The sequence below is a fragment of the Streptomyces shinuiensis genome (genome assembly GCF_043660855.1).
In the GTDB taxonomy this organism is placed as follows: Bacteria; Actinomycetota; Actinomycetes; order Streptomycetales; family Streptomycetaceae; genus Streptomyces.
The window spans coordinates 2632098-2649164 of record NZ_JBIHML010000001.1; the positions used below are offsets into that span (position 1 = coordinate 2632098).

The window sequence follows — 17067 nt, forward strand, 5'->3', positions numbered from 1 at the left end:
GCTCTCCGGGGGCATCAAGGCCACCGGGCTGCCAGGCCCTCGGGGAGGGCCGGACGACTCAGAGGCGCGTGAACGCCCAGAGCCCGGCGGCCAGGAAGGCCACGCCGAACACCGAGGCGAGCACGGCCGCGGTGGCCTGCTCGGCCCCCTCGGCCACCGGCTCGCGCAGCCGTACGCGCACCGAGGTCCACAGCAGCAGTCCGGCGCCGAACAGGGTGAAGGCCGCTCCGGCGAAGACGGCGGGTCCGCTTTCCATGCGGAGCACGGTGGCACTCGCGGGGATCGCGGCGGAGAACGCCGGGTGAACGCCGTTCGGACAGCCGGGCGAGCTCCGGCCAAACATCCGGTCCGCCCCTACCGGCGGTTCCCCGGTACCGCCCGGCCCCGCCTACTCCTCCCCCGCGGGCAGCAGGAAACCCTGCTCGACCAGGAGGCGGATGGACTCCGGGGTGCGGTCGCGCAGTCCCACCGGGTCCTCGCCGAGGAGCTGGGCGATGGCGTCGACGATGCGGCCGGCCGGAAGCGATCCGTCGCACACGCCGGCGAAACCCGCGCCGACCGTGTCCACCCTCGTCGCGCGCCGCATACCGCGGTTCTGACGGAGCACCACGTACTCCGGGTCGTCCGCACCGGGCCTGCCGATCTGCTCCTGGGCGACCTCGTCGGCCAGTACGAAACGGGTCGCGAGCAGAGCCGCGTCGTCCGCGGCGCGCAGGAAGTCCCGGCGCTCGAAGTGGGCGCGCACCTCCTCGCCGAGCGGCTGCTCCACCGGGTGCGGCCACTCCTCGACGGTGACCGACGGGTGCCGCGCGCCCGACTTGCGCAGGGTGATCCAGCCGAAGCCGACACCGGTGGTGCCGCCGGCCTCGAACTCCTCCAGCCAGGCGTCGTAGTGCGCGGCGTACGCGGCCGGGTCGCCCAGGTGCTCGCCCGCGTCGCGCAGCCACAGCTCGGCGTACTGGGCGATGTCCTGCACCTCGCGCTGCACGATCCAGGCGTCGCAGCCCTCCGGCACCCAGGAGGCCAGCCGCTCGCTCCAGTCCCGGCCCTCGATGTGCCGCCAGTTGGCGAGGAGCTGGCAGTGGCCGCCGTCGGCGAGGTGGGCCGCGGAACGCTCCACGAGGGTGCGGCACAGGTCGTCGCCGCCCATGCCGCCGTCGCGGTAGGTCAGGCGGGTGCCGTCCGCCGCGCGGGGGGAGATGACGAAGGGCGGGTTGGAGACGATCAGGTCGTAGGGCGCCTCGCCCTCGACCGGCCCGAAGAGGGAGCCCTCGCGCAGGTCGGCCTCGGGTGCGCCGGAGAGGGCGAGGGTGAGCCGGGTCAGGCGCAGGGCGCGGGGGTTGAGGTCGGTGGCGGTGACGGAGTCGGCGTGCCGGGCGGCGTGCAGGGCCTGGACGCCCGAGCCGGTGCCCAGGTCCAGGGCACGGGCCACGGGGGTGCGCACGGTGATGCCCGCCAGGGTCGTCGAGGCGCCGCCGACGCCGAGGACGAGCTGCGAGCGGTCGGCCGTGCCCGTACCGGCACCCTCGGCCGTACGGATGCCGCCGGCGCCGCCGACCGCGCAGCCGAGGTCGGAGACGATCCACCAGTTCAGCCCTTCCGGCCCGGCGTACGGGCGGACGTCCACAGTGGCGCGGACGGCGTCGCCGCCTCCGCCCGCGTCGGCAGCGGTGTGGCGGCGCAGCCAGCCGTCGGTGAGCGCATCGTCGGCCTGGAGCGCCGAGCGGGCCCGCTCGTAGGGCACCGGCCGCTGGAGCAGGAACAGCCGCACCAGCGTCTCCAGCCGTCCGCCGCCGCGCGTGGCGCGCAGCGCGGGGACGGTCTCGTTGCGGGCGAGGGCCGCGTAAGCGGGTGCGCCGAGCAGTTCCAGCAGTCCGTCGGGGGTGAAGCCGGCGGCGAGGAAGGCGTCGCGCAGCCGGGGGATGGCGGGTCCGGGGGTGGGGAGGCGGTCACTCACCTCCCCATTGTCACGCGGAGCGCCCCGGCGTACGTAAGCCCCCCGCGCACGCCCCCTGCTTCCGGGCTGCTCCCGGCTTCCCCGCCTTCCGCTACGCCGCCGAGGCGGACGGCGCCGGCGACGGCTTCCTGCAGCCCTTCTGACCCGCTATCGCTTCCTGGAGATCCCCCTGCCGGAACTCGCCCAGCGCCTTCTCCACCTCGCCGAACTGCTTGGGGAGTTTGTCCATCTCCCCGGCGATGTCCTGCAGCCCGTCGGCGAACTCCGACCGGTCCTTCTCGTTCAGGGCCTCCGCCCGCTCACGGAGGTCCGCGTACGTGGCCGACAGCGCGTCGAGCCGGGCGATCGCGTTCTTCTGGATCCGGGAGCCTTCCTCCAGCGGCGGGACGCCCGCCTTGCGCACGGCGGTGGACAGGGCCTTGTAGGCGGTGGAGAGGTCACCGAAGGCCTCCACGTCGGTCTTCTTGACCTCCTCGGGGGCCTTGTCCCCCTCGGTGATCCGCGCGAGTGCCTGGTTGGCGCCGTCGATGGTCTTGTTCTGCTTCTGCAGCGAGCCGCAGTACTCCTGGGCCCAGCGCTCGGCCTTCTCGTTGCCCTCGTCGCCGCACCCGCTCAGGGCGAGCACGAGCACCGCGGTGCCGGACAGCGCGGCAGCAAGCTTCTTGTTCACTCCGGACCGATCCCTTCGTGGGTGTTCGGCCCGGAACATACACGCAGGAGGTTCACCGGCCGTGGGCCGGTGAGGCGAATAGATCGCATTTAAGGCTTGGATACCCATTTACGTTGAGCGCATCTCACATGGTCCGCCCCCGTGCGTGGCGGTGGGCGGGGCACCGGGGCACCGGGGCACCGGGGCACCGCCATGCGCCAGGGCTCCCGTGCGAAGCCCCGCCAGCCCCCGCTACGGCGCCGCCACCGGAGCCCCTGGCTCAGAAGGGCCTGACGGGCCTGACGGACCAGATGTGTCCGGCGTGTCCGGGGAGCCGGAGGAACCCGGTGCTCCGGAGGTGCGTCCGGCCGTGCCGCCGGCGTCCTTCCCGTCACCTTCGCCGTCCTCGCCGCCTTCTCCGCCGACCGTGATACCGCGCCGCTTGGAGACGTAGACCGCCCCGATGATGACGCCGAGGGCGAGGACCGCGATGGCGGCCCGCACGCCGGCGCTGGCGTCGTCGCCGTAGCTGAGCTGCACCACGGCGGGTGCGATCAGCAGCGCGACCAGGTTCATCACCTTCAGCAGCGGGTTGATCGCGGGGCCCGCGGTGTCCTTGAACGGGTCGCCGACGGTGTCGCCGATGACCGTCGCGGCGTGCGCCTCGCTGCCCTTGCCGCCGTGGTGGCCGTCCTCGACCAGTTTCTTGGCGTTGTCCCAGGCTCCGCCGGAGTTGGCGAGGAAGACCGCCATCAGCGTGCCCGCGCCGATGGCGCCGGCGAGGAAGGAGCCGAGTGCGCCGACGCCGAGCGTGAAGCCGACGGCTATGGGCGCCATGACGGCCAGCAGACCGGGTGTGGCCAGTTCGCGCAGCGCGTCCTTGGTGCAGATGTCCACCACCCGGCCGTACTCGGGCTTCTCGCTGTAGTCCATGATCCCGGGCCGTTCGCGGAACTGACGCCGCACCTCGAAGACCACCGAGCCCGCCGACCGGGAGACGGCGTTGATCGCCAGCCCGGAGAAGAGGAAGACGACGGAGGCCCCGAGGACCAGGCCGACCAGGTTGTTCGGCTGCGAGATGTCCAGACTCAGGCCCAGCTCCCCGGCCCTGGCGCCCACGTCCGCCACGGCGCCGGCGATCGCGTCGCGGTAGGAGCCGAAGAGGGCCGCTGCGGCCAGTACCGCGGTGGCGATGGCGATGCCCTTGGTGATGGCCTTGGTGGTGTTGCCCACCGCGTCGAGGTCGGTGAGCACCTGGGCGCCCGCACCCTCGACGTCGCCGGACATCTCGGCGATGCCCTGGGCGTTGTCGGAGACCGGGCCGAAGGTGTCCATGGCCACGATGACGCCGACGGTGGTGAGCAGGCCGGTGCCCGCCAGTGCGACGGCGAACAGCGCCAGCATGATGGAGGTGCCGCCCAGCAGGAAGGCGCCGTAGACGCTGAGCGCGATCAGCAGCGCCGTGTAGACGGCGGACTCCAGACCGATGGAGACGCCGGAGAGGATCACGGTGGCGGGGCCGGTCAGCGAGGTCTTGCCGATGTCGCGCACGGGCCTGCGGCCCGGTTCGGTGAAGTAGCCGGTGAGCTGCTGGATCAGCGCGGCGAGCACGATGCCGATGGCGACCGAGAGCAACGCGAAGACACGCGGGTCGCCGTCGTGGCCGGCGATGGCGGTGTCGGTGACGCCCTCCAGTTCGCCGAAACTGCCCGGCAGGTAGGCGAACGCCGCGACGGCCACCAGGACCAGGGAGATCACCGCGGAGATGAAGAAGCCGCGGTTGATGGCGGTCATGCCGCTGCGGTCGGCGCGGCGCGGCGCGACCGCGAAGACGCCGATCATGGCGGTGAGGACGCCGATCGCCGGGACGAGCAGGGGGAAGGCCAGCCCCGAGTCACCGAAGGCGACCGTACCCAGGATGAGCGCGGCCACCAGGGTGACGGCGTAGGACTCGAAGAGGTCTGCGGCCATGCCCGCGCAGTCGCCGACGTTGTCGCCGACGTTGTCCGCGATGGTGGCGGCATTGCGCGGGTCGTCCTCGGGGATGCCCTTCTCGACCTTGCCGACGAGGTCCGCGCCCACGTCGGCGGCCTTGGTGAAGATGCCGCCGCCCACTCGCATGAACATCGCGATCAGAGCGGCTCCCAGGCCGAAGCCCTCCAGCACCTTGGGCGCGTCGGCGGCGTAGACGAGCACCACGACGGCGGCCCCGAGCAGACCGAGGCCGACGGTGAACATGCCGACGACCCCGCCCGTACGGAAGGCGATCTTCATCGCCCGGTGGGAGACCTCGGTCAGGTCCTTCGCCGGTTCTCCCTCACCGGGGGTGGCCTCCCGGGCGGCGGCCGCGACCCGTACGTTGCTGCGTACGGCCAGCCACATGCCGATATAACCGGTGGCCGCCGAGAAAGCGGCGCCGACCAGGAAGAACGCCGAGCGTCCGATTCGCTGGCCCATACCGTCGGCCGGGAGCAGCATCAACAGGAAGAAGACCGCGACGGCGAATATGCCGAGAGTGCGCAACTGCCGTGCGAGGTAGGCGTTCGCGCCTTCCTGTACCGCGGATGCGATCTTCTTCATGCTGTCGGTGCCCTCGCCCGCGGCGAGCACTTGACGTACCAGCACCACGGCGACCGCCAGGGCTGCCGCGGCGACGAGCGCGATCACCAGCACCAGGCCGCGATTGCCGCTGGTGAGCACGGCGTCGGCCAGTTGTAGCCGGTTCTGGAAAGGGGTGTGGTGCCCCGCCATTCGTCCTCCTTGACGTTTGGCACATGGGCGCGCGCAAGCACGCTCAGGCGTCCTGCTGCAAAGATGTGGACGGATTGTAGGGAGCTGCTTCGGCTCACAACAGAGTGCGGTATTTCCTGCCGGTCCGCACCCGCAAAGATCGAATAGCGGGCACCGGAAATAATTCCCCTGAACGGCCTAGATATTCCTCTCCGACGGCACGGAAGAAAAGATCTCGAAACACCCGGAGAGCTCCCGGCCGGGGCGCGGAGACGGATATGCGCAGGTCGGCCGCGGCGAGGCGGGAGCGGGCGGAACGGGAGCGGGACGGGGCGGGGCGAGACCAGGGGGAGGAGGCAGGGCGGACCCCGGACATGAGCGAGGCGCCCCGGAAGGGGGCGCCTGGGCCGGCCCGGGAGGAACCACGGGGGCGGATCGGCACGCGGGCGGACCCGCACGGGGCGGTTCAGGCGAGCGGCTCGGGGTTGGTCGGCCAGCTCAGGCGGATCAGGCCGCCGCGCTCGTCGGCGGTCACCTCGACATCGTCCACCAGCCCGCTGATCACCGCGAGCCCCATGTCGACCTCTTCGTCGCCCTCGGCGCCGTCCCCGCCCCCGGAAGAGATGCGGGCCACACCCTGCACCCCCTGGGGAACGCCGTCACCCACCTCGATGCGGAAGGCCTTCTCGTCCTCGGTCAGCGCCACCCGGACGGGCGCGTCGAGACCGTGGCCGATGTGAAGACCGACCGCTCTGCTGCACGCCTCACCCACCGCGAGCCGTACCTCGTCCAGTACGGCGTCGTCGACACCGGCCCGGCGCGCGACGGCGGCCGCCACCAGACGCGCCGTCCTCACATGCTCGGGCAGCGCGCTGAAGCGCAGTTCGACGGTGGCCATGCCATCCCCCTCGGTAATGCCTGCGGTCACCCGGTGACCTGGTGCCTGACGGCCGCTCAGGGGCGCCGGGCCGGTCAGGTGCCGGTCCGGCGCCCCTGAGCGCCTTGTACGAGCTTGTTCGGCCCGGCTTTCAGTCGGTGGCCGCCACGGCCTCGTCGACCGAGGTGTGGATGGGGAACACCTTGGTCAGGCCGGTGATACGGAAGATCTTGAGAATGCGCTCCTGGTTGCAGACCAGACGCAGCGACCCCTCGTGGGCGCGCACGCGCTTGAGTCCGCCGACGAGCACACCGAGGCCGGTGGAGTCGAGGAAGTCAACACCCTCCATGTCCACGACCAGGTGGTAGCTGCCGTCGTTCACCAGCTCGACCAGCTGCTCGCGCAGCTTGGGCGCGGTGTATACATCGATCTCGCCGCCCACCGAGACGATCGTGCGATCGCCGACGGTACGGGTCGACAGGGACAGGTCCACAGATCCTCCAGCACCTTGCTATCGAGCGGTCCGCCCCCTTGGCGCCTCCCCACCAGGGGGTGAGGACGGGCCATCCCCACCGGACGTGGGGAGGTCGTCTCCCCGCCGAAGGTAGAGGACGGATCGGCAGCCGCAGAAGCATTCAATCACTTACCCGGGGGCCTGCACGACGCCTTGCGACCATTGTCCGTCGCGCCGGTGACACACTCGATTCCGATGGCCACCAACCACCGCGCGACGTCTGCAGGCGCACGTCCCTCGCCCCCGTCTCCCCGAACGGTCCTCGAAAGCCTTGCCGCGGGGGCGGACCGGGCCGTGCGCATCACCCATGTGGAGCACCTGCCCCCACGGAACGGTCGTCATGCGGACTGGCCTGGTCAGATTCGGCCGGAAGTGGTCGATGCGATCCGCGCCGCCGGCATCGACCGTCCGTGGGAGCACCAGGCCCGTGCCGCCGAGCACGCACTGCGGGGGGAGTCGGTGGTGGTCGCCACCGGCACGGCGTCGGGCAAGTCGCTCGCCTACCTGGCTCCGGTGCTCAGCGTGCTGCTGGAAGGCGCGCAGGCCCCGAACGGGCGCGGCGCCACCACCCTCTACCTCGCCCCCACCAAGGCGCTGGCCTCCGACCAGCGGCGGGCCTTGAGCGAACTGGCCGCACCACTGGGCATCGCCGTCCGCCCGGCGGTCTACGACGGGGACACCCCTGTCGAGGAGCGCGAGTGGGTGCGGCGGTACGCCAACCACGTGCTCACCAACCCCGACATGCTGCACCGCGGGATACTCCCCTCCCACCCCCGCTGGTCCTCCTTCCTGCGCGCTCTGCGCTATGTGGTCGTCGACGAGTGCCACACCTACCGCGGCGTGTTCGGCTCCCATGTCGCCCAGGTACTGCGCCGGCTGCGGCGCGTGTGCGCCCGCCACGGCTCCGAGCCGGTCTTCCTGCTGGCCTCCGCCACCGCCGCCGAGCCGGGCGAGGCGGCCACCCGCCTCACCGGCCTGCCCGTCACCGAGATCACCCAGGACGCCTCCCCGCGAGGCGAGGTGGTCTTCGCCCTCTGGGAGCCCCCTCTGACGGAGATGCACGGCGAGCGCGGCGCCCCGGTACGGCGGACCGCCACCGCCGAGGCCGCCGACCTCCTGACCGACCTCGCCGTCCAGGGCGTGCGGACCGTCGCCTTCGTACGCTCCCGGCGTGGCGCCGAGCTGATCTCGGTGATCGCCCGGGAGCGGCTGTCGGAAGTGGACCGCGCCCTGGCCGGACGGGTCGCCGCCTACCGGGGTGGCTACCTGCCGGAGGAACGACGCGCCCTGGAGCGGTCCCTGCACTCCGGCGAACTCCTCGGGCTGGCCGCCACCACCGCGCTCGAGCTCGGCATCGACGTGTCCGGTCTCGACGCGGTGATCCTGGCCGGCTACCCCGGCACCCGTGCCTCCCTGTGGCAGCAGGCCGGGCGCGCCGGGCGGGCGGGCCAGGGCGCCCTGGCCGTCCTCGTCGCCCGGGACGACCCGCTGGACACCTACCTCGTCCACCATCCCGACGCGATCTTCCGCCGCCCCGTGGAGTCCACCGTCCTGGATCCGGACAATCCCTACGTCCTCACCCCCCATCTGTGCGCCGCGGCGGCGGAGACACCCATCACCGAGGCGGATTTCGAGCTGTTCGGGCCGTCCGTACCCGATCTGATGCCGCTCCTGGAGCGGCGCGGACTGCTGCGCCGCCGGGGGACGGGCTGGTACTGGACCCGCCGCGAGCGGGCCACCGACCTCACCGACATCCGCGGCCAGGGCGGCCGGCCCGTCCAGGTGGTGGAGGACGGCACCGGGCGGCTGCTGGGCACGGTCGACGCCGCGGCGGCCCACACCACCGTCCACGACGGTGCGGTCCACCTCCACCAGGGCCGCACCTATGTGGTCCGCCGCCTCGACCTGGAGGACTCGGTCGCCCTGGTGGAGGAGGCGAGCCCGCCCTGGACGACGATGGCCAGGGACACCACCTCGGTCTCCGTGCTGGAGACCGACACCGAGATCCCCTGGGGCGGGGCCCGGTTGTGCTTCGGCTCGGTCGAGGTCACCAACCAGGTCGTCTCCTATCTGCGCCGCAGACTGGTCACCGGTGAGGTGCTCGGCGAGACCAGGCTGGACCTGCCGCCGCGCACCCTGCGCACCCGCGCGGTGTGGTGGACGGTCACCGAGGACCAGCTCGACGCCGCCCGGATCGGCCCCGAGGTGCTGCCCGGCGCCCTGCACGCCGCCGAGCACGCCTCCATCGGCATGCTGCCGCTCTTCGCCACCTGCGACCGCTGGGACATCGGCGGCGTATCGGTACCGCTGCATCCCGACACCCTGCTGCCGACGGTCTTCGTCTACGACGGGCACCCCGGCGGCGCCGGCTTCGCCGAACGCGCCTTCCACACCGCCCGCGACTGGCTGACCGCGACCCGCCGGGCCATCGCCGCGTGCGAGTGCGACAGCGGCTGCCCGTCGTGCATCCAGTCGCCCAAGTGCGGCAACGGCAACGACCCCCTGCACAAGCGCGGCGCGGTAAGGCTCCTCACGGAGCTGCTGCGGCAGGCCCGGCCCGAGCCCTCACTCCGGCGGAGTACGGACCCGCCCGCACCCGCACCGTGAGGTCCGCGATCTCCTCCCGCACCTGGCAGCGCACCAACCTCGCCCGCTGCGCGGCGGCCACCCGGCGCGCGGCGGCGCATGCCTCCTGCGCACCCCGAAGAGCGTGATCGGCCGCCGCGAGCGCCGCCGCGTCCGCTGCCGCTCCCGCACGATGACGCGTGACGACAGCCTGCCCCAGTGCCAGTACGCCCACCGCCACCGTGCACAGCACCAGTCCGCACAGCGCGGCCCATACCGTGGCCGAGCCCCGCTCCCCGGAGCGGACGCCGCCGCGAGTTGGCCGGCGATCACCCGGGTTCCGCATACGCCACCGCCTCGGCCTCCAGCTCCACGCCCAGCGGACCGGGGCCGGCCGCCCTCGCCGTGACCCGTACCCGCACCAGCTCGCCCTCCCGGGACGTCTCCAGCCCCGCTCCCCGCGGGGCGATCTCCCGCACGGCCCGGTGGATCCTCTCGGGCGGCTCACCCCTTGCCGCCGCCCGTGCTCCCGCGCCCGCCGCGTCCACACAGCGGACCTGTGCGACCACCGCCGCCCCACCCCACAGCAGCAACCCGAGCAGCGCGACCAGGGAGGGCACCACCACGGCGGTCTCCGCGGTGACATAGCCGCGGTCCCACCTTTCAGAAGCCCGCATCGAGCGCCCGCTCGATCAGCTGTTGCATCGCCGTGGAGACCGGGCCACTGGTGACGATCTTGTAGAGCACCGCCGCGAAACCCGCGGCGGCGATCGTGCCCACCGCGTACTCCGCGGTACTCATCCCTGCCTGTGCGTCCCGGTCCCGGGCTCCGCGCATCCTCCGGCCGATCCACGCCGCCGTCCGCCCCCGCCTGCTCCGTCCCCACAGCACTCGTGCCCGCACCGCTCGTCCTCCCACCGGTCGTCCCCACATGAACCGTCTCGCCATCTCGCCATCTCGCCATTTCACCGTCCGTCCTGTCGCCCGCTGCGGGCGCGGCCCGTACCTCGCGGTTCACAGCAGCGACCGCGCCAGGCCGATGACCACCGGGACCACGCCCGCCAGCAGGAAGGCGGGCAGAAAGCACAGCCCCAGCGGTCCGGTGACCAGGACCGCGGCCCGCCGTGCCCGTTCGGTGGCCGCCCGGGCCCGCCGTGCCCGGCACTCGGCGGCCAGGCGGCCCACCGGCTCCACCGCGGGCACACCGGTCGTCGCCGCCCGTTCCAGGCACCGGGCCAGCTCCGCCGCTCCCGGCAGTTCGCCCAGCCGCGCCCATACGGCCACCGGGTCACCGCCGAGCCGCAGTTCGGCCGAGGCCCGCACCAGTCCCTCACCGAGCGGACCGCCCACCGAGCCGCCCACCGCACCGGCCGCCTCACCCGGCCTCGATCCGGCCGCCAGACAGGCGGCCAGCAGTTCCGCGGTGATCGGCAGTTGTCCGGTCACCGACGACCCGGCACTTGCCGACTCCCCTTTACCCTTTTTGTTCACGTATGATCTCGCCGCGGTGCCCCATCGCGCCTTCCTGTCGCGCAGCAGACGCCGCACCCCGTACGCCGCCACCACCCCGACCAGACAGCCGGCCGGACCTCCGACCAGGCCGGTTCCCAGGGCGACGGCCCCGGCCATCGCGGCGGCCTCCCGGGCCGGCAGCCGCCGCACCCCGGTCACGCGCAGCGTCTTCAGCGCCCCGGCCCCACTCCGGGCCCCGGTCCCGGCAACGGTCCCCAGCAGTTCCGCCGACCGGCGTCGGCGGCGCCGCACCCGGCCGGCCGTCGACACCCCGCCGACCAGACACAGCGCGGCAACCGACAGGGACAGTGCGGGCGGGGGCGACGGAAGCGAAGGGGAGGAACCCGCGTACGTTGTCCACACGCTGTGGACGAATTCGCCGCTCATCTCCGCCCGCCCTCCTCCGCCCTTCGGACGATCCGGGAAACCCATGCCAACCCGGCCCACTCCAGCAACCCGGCACCGGCCAGACAGGCCCATCCGGTCGGACTGTGCAGCAGCACGTGCAGCGGTCTCGCCCCCATCGCACCGCCCAGCAGCAGTCCGAAGAGCGGCAGTAGCGCCAGGACAAGCGCTGTGGACCGCGGCCCCGCCAACTGGGCGCGCAGTTCCTCCCGCCGGTCGCGCTCCGCCCGCAGCGAACCGGCCACCCGGTCCAGTCCGTCCGCGAGGCCGGCGCCTCCGTCCACCGCCACCTGCCAGCAGGCGGCCATCCCACCGAGCCCTTCCGCTCCCTTCTGCCGGGCCGCCTGCCGAAGCGCCCCCGGTACATCCCCTCCGAAGCGGGCCGCTGCCAGCACCACCGCTCCGGTGTCCCCGAGGCCGGGCATACCGGTCCCCAGCAGAGCCCGCTCGGGCGTACGGCCCGCCCGCAGCTCGCCCGCGACCGCCGAGCACAGGGCGATGACGGCGGCCTCCCTCGACTCCCCCGCACGACGCCGCTCCCGTGCGCGCATTCGGCGGCCGAGCAGTGGCACCGCCACCGCGCCGGCCAGCAGCGGCAGCACCGACTCCCCCAGCAGCGCCAGCAGAGCCCCACCCACCGGACACCACCCCGCAGGACCCACCCGGGCTCCGAATCCGCGCACCGTCCGGGCGACGGCCTCCGCGGCACCGGCCGCCGGGCCGCCCCACCGGGACACCGGCTCGGCACCGCCGGCGCACAGCAGCCGAGCCCTCCGCAGCCCCTCCCCGGGGCGGCCCAGCAGCCGGCTCATCGCTCCGGCGCACACCATCGCCGCGCACACCGAACCCGCGTACACCACCTCGGGCTGCGCCCCGGTCTGTGTTCCGACCGCCGTCACAGCACACCACCGCCCCGTGCGCACAGCCGCTCCAGCCGCGGCCAGCCCCGCTCCCGCACGAAGCCGTCCGGCCCCCGGACGGCTGCGGGCACCGTCACCACCAGGCCGTACCGGTCCTGCTCCAGCACATGGATCTCGGCGATCCGCCTCCGGCCCCGGCGATCCCGAACCAGGTGGACCACCACCGACAGCGCAGCCGCGAGCTGGCTGTGCAGCGCCGTCCGGTCGAGCCCCGCCGTGGTGCCCAGCGCCTCCAGCCGGGCCGGTACGTCGGCCGCCGCATTGGCGTGGACCGTCCCGCACCCGCCCTCGTGTCCCGTGTTCAGCGCGGCCAGCAGGTCCGTCACCTCCGCGCCGCGCACCTCACCGACCACGAGCCGGTCCGGCCGCATACGCAACGCCTGCCGCACCAGATCCCGCAGGGTGACACGGCCTACGCCCTCCTGGTTGGCCGGACGCGTCTCCAGCCGCACCACATGCGGATGGTCGGGGCGCAGCTCGGCGGAGTCCTCGGCCAGGACGATCCGCTCCTTCGGCCCCACCAATCCCAGCAGGCTCGACAGCAAGGTCGTCTTCCCCGACCCCGTCCCACCACTGACCAGGAAAGACAACCTGGCGTCCAGGACCGCCCCCAGCAGCGTCCCCCCGCCCGGGGGCACCGTGCCGGCCGCCACCAGCTCAGGCAGGGCGAAGGCCCGCGGCCGGACCACCCGCAGGGACAGGCATGTGCAGCCGACCGCCACCGGGGGCAGCACCGCGTGCAGCCGGGTACCGTCCGGGAGCCGGGCGTCCACCCAGGGGTGGGCATCGTCCAGCCGCCGTCCCGCCGAGGTGGCCAGCCGCTGGGCGAGCCTGCGCACCGCCGCCGCGTCGGGGAAACGGACGGCGGTGCGTTCCACTCCGCCGCCGCGGTCCACCCAGACCTCGTCCGGAGCGGTCACCAGGACGTCAGTGACCTCCGGCTCGGCCAGCAGCGGCTCCAGCGGGCCGGCGCCGACCATCTCCGACCGCAGTGCCTCCACCACGCCCAGCACCGCGCTGTCTCCGAGCAGCCGCCCCTGAGCCCGCAGCGCCGCCGCGACCCGGGCGGGCGTGGGTTCCGCGCCGGCTTCCGCCAGCCGCAGACGCACCGCGTCCACCAGCGTCCGCGGGGCGGGCGCCCCGCCGTAAGCCTCCGCCCGCGCATGTGCGTCCGCTCCCCCGCGCGTCTCCCTCAGGGCACCCGTACGCGCGCTCACGCGGCCACGCTCCCCCGGCCGCCGGCGGGCCGTGCCCCGCCGCCCTCCGGCAGTGCGCGGGCCCAGAACTCCGCGCAGAACCGGGCCAGTGGACCGCGTGTGTCCGCTCCGGGAGGGCGGCCCGCGTCCACCGCGGCCGACAGCCCGCCCTCGGAGGGCATTTCACCGGCGAGCCTCAGCCCGAGCAGCCGGGCGATCTCCTCACCCTCCAGTCCCGGTCCGAAGGGACCTCGCACCACAGCCCGCAGGTCCCGCAGTACCAGGCCGGCCCGGGAGGCGACCCGCTGCGTCGCCGCGACGGCCCGCAACTCGGCGGGCACGACCAGCAGGCCGAGGTCGAGTTGCGCCAGCACCTCGGCGACCGTCTCGTCCAGTCGGCGCGGCAGGTCGACCACGACCACTCCGCCGCGCCGTCTGGCCGCCCCCAGGACCGCGCGCACCGCCTCCGGCGGGACAGCCGCGCTCTCCCCCCTGTCCCAGCTGAGCAGCCGCAGACCGTGCAACCTGGGCAGGGACTCCTCCAGAGCCGCACCGCCGACCCGGCCGCGCGAGTCGGCGAACGCGGGCCAGCGCAGGCCCTCCGCCCGCTCTCCCCCGAGCAGGATGTCGAGCCCGCCACCGAGCGGATCGCCGTCGACGAGCATCGTGCGGTGTCCGGCACGCGCGGCCACCAGGGCCAGTGCACAGGCCAGGGTGGAGGCCCCGGCCCCGCCGCGGCCGCCCATCACCCCGACGGTCAGCGCCTGCCGTCCGACGCCCTCGGCCGCGTCGGCGATCCGGCCTGTGAGCCACGATTCGCCGTCGGGCAGGAGCACCACGTGCTCCGCCCCGATCCCCACACCGCGCCGCCAGACGCCGGGGTCGTCCAGATCCCGGCCGATGAGCAGCACCCCCGGTCGGCGCGCGGGCGCACGCGCCGACCGGGACAGCGCATCGGCCCGGTCGTCGCCGACCAGCACCAGCGGGGCGCTCTCCCATCGCCCCGGGACCGGCGGTGCCCCGTGCGCCACCTCCGCCTCGGCCCCGGCCGCCGCGCACAGGCGCAGCAGATCGTCCAGCAACTTCTCGTCCTCGGTGACGATCAGGATGCTTCCGGTCACGTCCCGTTCCCCTTCCGGATTCTCGCTCTCCAGTTCACGGCGGGCCCGCGAACTCCGTGCTCAATCACCGTGCCGGGGAACGGAAAAACTCGATGATCTTGGTCTAAATGCGTGGACAACTCTGCAGTTGTGAATAACTCGCTCACCCAAACGAGCGACCCCACATGGGCAGGCTGACGAATACGGAGAGTGACCGACCGCAGAGGGAGAGGGCCCGTGCCCCAGCAGACCGGGAGAGGGGGAGGAAGAGGGTCCGGCGACGCAAAAACGCGCCCGGACATGCGACGACCCCCGCCGGGGGGGAGAGCGGGGGTCGTCTCCACGGCCGACTCGGGGGGGGAGGAGCCGGACCGGGGTAGCACGGTCGCGAACGATCCGTGACTTCCATGGTGTACCCGAGAGCCTTCTCAGGCAAACCCACGCGCCCCACCTTACGCCGAATGGTGGGCGCATATGCTCAACCTCGTGGAAAACCACTCACTGCCGCGCACCGCTGCCTTCTTCGACCTGGACAAGACGGTCATCGCGAAGTCGAGCGCGCTCACCTTCGGCAAGTCCTTCTACCATGGCGGGCTGATCAATCGGCGCGCCGCACTGCGCACCGCGTACACGCAGTTCGTGTTCCTCGCCGGAGGCGCCGACCACGCCCAGATGGAACGGATGCGCGCCCATCTGTCCGCGATGTGCCGCGGCTGGAACGTCCAGCAGGTCAGGGAGATCATCGCCGAGACCATCCACGAGCTCATCGACCCGATCATCTACGACGAGGCCGCCTCCCTCATCGAGGAGCACCACCTCGCCGGGCGCGACGTCGTGATCGTGAGTACCTCCGGCACGGAGGTGGTCGAGCCGATCGGTGAACTGATAGGCGCGGACCGCGTCGTGGCGACACGCATGGTCGTCGAGGACGGGTGCTTCACCGGCGAGATCGAGTACTACGCGTACGGTCCGACCAAGGCGGAGGCCGTGCGCGAACTGGCGGGGTCCGAGGGGTACGACCTCTCGCGCTGCTACGCCTACAGCGACTCGGCCACCGACATCCCCATGCTGGAGGCGGTCGGCCACCCGCATGCCGTCAACCCCGACCGGGCCCTGCGCCGGGAGGCGGCGGCCCGGGACTGGCCGATCCTCACCTTCCAGCGCCCGGTCCGCCTCAAGCAGCGGGTGCCCTCCCTCACCATGCCCCAGCGCCCCGCACTGGCCGCCGCGGTGGCGGTGGGCGCGGCGGCGGCCACCGCCGGCCTGGTCTGGTACGCGAACCGGCGGCGCGCCCGCCTCCACACCGCGTGAGCACCGCCGCCCTCCGGCCGGACCCCATGTCCCTCTATGGGCCCGTGTGGGACGCTTGAACGGGAAAGCAAAGCTCTGCGGCGAGAGGTTCCACTTCGTCCCCCGGTGGGGTACAAAAGAGTCAACGGCCCGCGAGACCTGGTCGATCCCACCCGAAAGGGAGGGTCGGCGCGGACGAAGGCCCCACGGACCGAGCATGGAAGCCGGGAACCCACGCGCAGCAGACCCGCGATAGGGCCGGCCGCACCAGGGTCGGGCGAAGTCCCCCCTGATGACGGCCATACCGTGCACGCCTGGTACCCCGGCGGACGTGCCAGCGGCGACACCGACCTCGCGCCGGTGCCGCCGCATCACTGTGCGCAGGGGCCTCCGGTGACGCCTCCCCACCCCCGCCGGGCTTCCCGGCGTCAGGCCGCCCCGCGCTGGAGGGCCTCGCAGACCGCCGTGCTCTCCCGTGCGCCCAGTCCCACCGCCCGGCCGCAGTGGCCGATCCACTCCACCACCCCCTCCGGGGTGCCGGAGACGTACCCCTCCAGCGCCTCGACATAGGCGTCGGCACCCTGCTCGGCGTGGCCGACCTCCGGGGGACAGACGGACTTCGGATCCAGGCCGCCGCCGATCAGCACGATCCGCTCGGCCGCCCGGGCGACCAGGCCGTTGTACGTGCCGAAGGGCCGCAGGGCCATCAGCTCGCCGTGCACCACCGCCGCCACCACCAGTGCGGGTGCGGAGGTGCCCGCGACGACGAGTTGTGCCAGGGCGTCCAGCCGGGCCGAGACCTCGGCGGCGTCCGGCAGCACCAGCCCGGACACCAGCGCCTCCTCCACCGGTTCGCCCGCCAGTCGCGGCCGGCCCACCCGGGCGCCTCCCGCCTCGCCACCCGCCGCCACCAGATGAAGCCTGGCCAGCACCCGCAGGGGCGACTGCCGCCACACGTCCAGCAGTTGGCCTGCCTCCGCCGTCGCCCGCAGGGCCGCGCCGACCGTAAGCGCCTCGGCGTCCGCGCCGAAGTCGCTGCGGCGCCGCACCTCCTCCAGCGGCCAGTCGGCGCCGCCGAGCGCCGCCGAGGCGCGGGCGCCCCGCAGCACCGCCTCGGCGGTGACCTCGCTGCTGCGGCGCCGCATCACCCGGTGCCCGTACACCCGGTCCACGGCCTTGCGCACCGATTCGACGGAGTCGGCGACGCCGGGCAGCGCGCCCAGCGCGGCGAGGGGATCAGCAGTCGTAGACATGCCTAGACCCTACGCATCCCCGACGGCGTGGACGCCCCACGATCGAGTGGTCTTCTTCACGCGGTCCCCTCCCGTACCGTGGGTGCCCCATTACGCTTC

General features: G+C 73.3%; 15 protein-coding genes and 1 pseudogene. 2 read left to right on the forward strand and 14 right to left on the reverse strand.

Going from position 1 to position 17067, the window contains the following annotated elements; translation table 11 throughout:
* Positions 1-58 precede the first annotated feature (58 nt).
* The 6 genes and pseudogenes from ACGRHY_RS11780 to bldG form a co-directional block, all read right to left on the reverse strand.
* A complete protein-coding gene (locus ACGRHY_RS11780; protein WP_394635307.1) occupies positions 59-256 on the reverse strand; it encodes a hypothetical protein in 198 nt (65 codons plus the stop codon).
* Between the two features lie 132 nt (positions 257-388).
* Positions 389-1957 carry a DUF7059 domain-containing protein gene (locus ACGRHY_RS11785; RefSeq protein ID WP_394635308.1) on the reverse strand — a complete coding sequence of 523 codons (1569 nt, stop codon included), beginning with the start codon at positions 1955-1957 and terminating at the stop codon, positions 389-391.
* 91 nt (positions 1958-2048) lie between these two features.
* A complete protein-coding gene (locus tag ACGRHY_RS11790) occupies positions 2049-2627 on the reverse strand; it encodes a small secreted protein (protein WP_394635309.1) in 579 nt (192 codons plus the stop codon).
* 306 nt (positions 2628-2933) lie between these two features.
* A pseudogene (locus ACGRHY_RS11795) lies at positions 2934-5357 on the reverse strand (sodium-translocating pyrophosphatase); the annotation flags it as partial.
* 445 nt (positions 5358-5802) lie between these two features.
* On the reverse strand, positions 5803-6234 hold the full coding sequence (locus ACGRHY_RS11800) for an ATP-binding protein (RefSeq protein ID WP_394635310.1): 432 nt from the start codon (positions 6232-6234) through the stop codon (positions 5803-5805).
* A 130-nt stretch (positions 6235-6364) separates the two neighbouring features.
* Positions 6365-6706: an anti-sigma factor antagonist BldG gene (gene bldG, locus ACGRHY_RS11805; RefSeq protein WP_093657489.1), complete on the reverse strand. Its 342-nt coding sequence runs from the start codon at positions 6704-6706 to the stop codon at positions 6365-6367.
* A 162-nt stretch (positions 6707-6868) separates the two neighbouring features.
* Here bldG and ACGRHY_RS11810 point away from each other — a divergent pair, with 162 nt between their 5' ends.
* Positions 6869-9334, forward strand: a complete 2466-nt coding sequence (locus tag ACGRHY_RS11810; protein WP_394638016.1) for a DEAD/DEAH box helicase — start codon at positions 6869-6871, stop codon at positions 9332-9334.
* Here the strand turns inward: ACGRHY_RS11810 and ACGRHY_RS11815 are convergent.
* The 7 genes from ACGRHY_RS11815 to ssd all read right to left on the reverse strand — a co-directional run bounded on the left by ACGRHY_RS11815 (position 9258) and on the right by ssd (position 14446).
* Entirely contained in the window at positions 9258-9638 is a 381-nt protein-coding gene (locus ACGRHY_RS11815) for an Rv3654c family TadE-like protein (protein ID WP_394635311.1), read from the reverse strand. The genes ACGRHY_RS11810 and ACGRHY_RS11815 overlap by 77 nt on opposite strands.
* The gene (locus ACGRHY_RS11820; protein WP_394635312.1) at positions 9622-9969 is read right to left on the reverse strand and encodes a TadE family type IV pilus minor pilin; all 348 of its coding nucleotides are present in this window, start codon (positions 9967-9969) and stop codon (positions 9622-9624) included. Before ACGRHY_RS11820 ends, ACGRHY_RS11815 begins: the two co-directional genes overlap by 17 nt.
* Entirely contained in the window at positions 9956-10093 is a 138-nt protein-coding gene (locus tag ACGRHY_RS11825) for a DUF4244 domain-containing protein (RefSeq protein ID WP_394635313.1), read from the reverse strand. Before ACGRHY_RS11825 ends, ACGRHY_RS11820 begins: the two co-directional genes overlap by 14 nt.
* Positions 10094-10306: 213 nt before the next feature.
* Entirely contained in the window at positions 10307-11191 is an 885-nt protein-coding gene (locus ACGRHY_RS11830) for a type II secretion system F family protein (RefSeq protein WP_394635314.1), read from the reverse strand.
* Complete coding sequence (locus tag ACGRHY_RS11835) at positions 11188-12039, reverse strand: type II secretion system F family protein (RefSeq protein WP_394638017.1); 852 nt, start codon at positions 12037-12039, stop codon at positions 11188-11190. Before ACGRHY_RS11835 ends, ACGRHY_RS11830 begins: the two co-directional genes overlap by 4 nt.
* Positions 12040-12104: 65 nt before the next feature.
* Entirely contained in the window at positions 12105-13250 is a 1146-nt protein-coding gene (locus ACGRHY_RS11840) for a TadA family conjugal transfer-associated ATPase (protein ID WP_394638018.1), read from the reverse strand.
* A gap of 92 nt (positions 13251-13342) precedes the next feature.
* Entirely contained in the window at positions 13343-14446 is a 1104-nt protein-coding gene (ssd, locus tag ACGRHY_RS11845) for a septum site-determining protein Ssd (RefSeq protein WP_394635315.1), read from the reverse strand.
* Between the two features lie 453 nt (positions 14447-14899).
* Between ssd and ACGRHY_RS11850 the strand changes: the two genes are divergently transcribed.
* Entirely contained in the window at positions 14900-15736 is an 837-nt protein-coding gene (locus tag ACGRHY_RS11850; protein WP_394635316.1) for an HAD family hydrolase, read from the forward strand.
* Between the two features lie 407 nt (positions 15737-16143).
* On the opposite strand, the gene ACGRHY_RS11855 is transcribed toward ACGRHY_RS11850, so the two are convergent.
* Positions 16144-16968 carry a Fic family protein gene (locus ACGRHY_RS11855; RefSeq protein ID WP_394635317.1) on the reverse strand — a complete coding sequence of 275 codons (825 nt, stop codon included), beginning with the start codon at positions 16966-16968 and terminating at the stop codon, positions 16144-16146.
* Positions 16969-17067 lie beyond the last annotated feature (99 nt).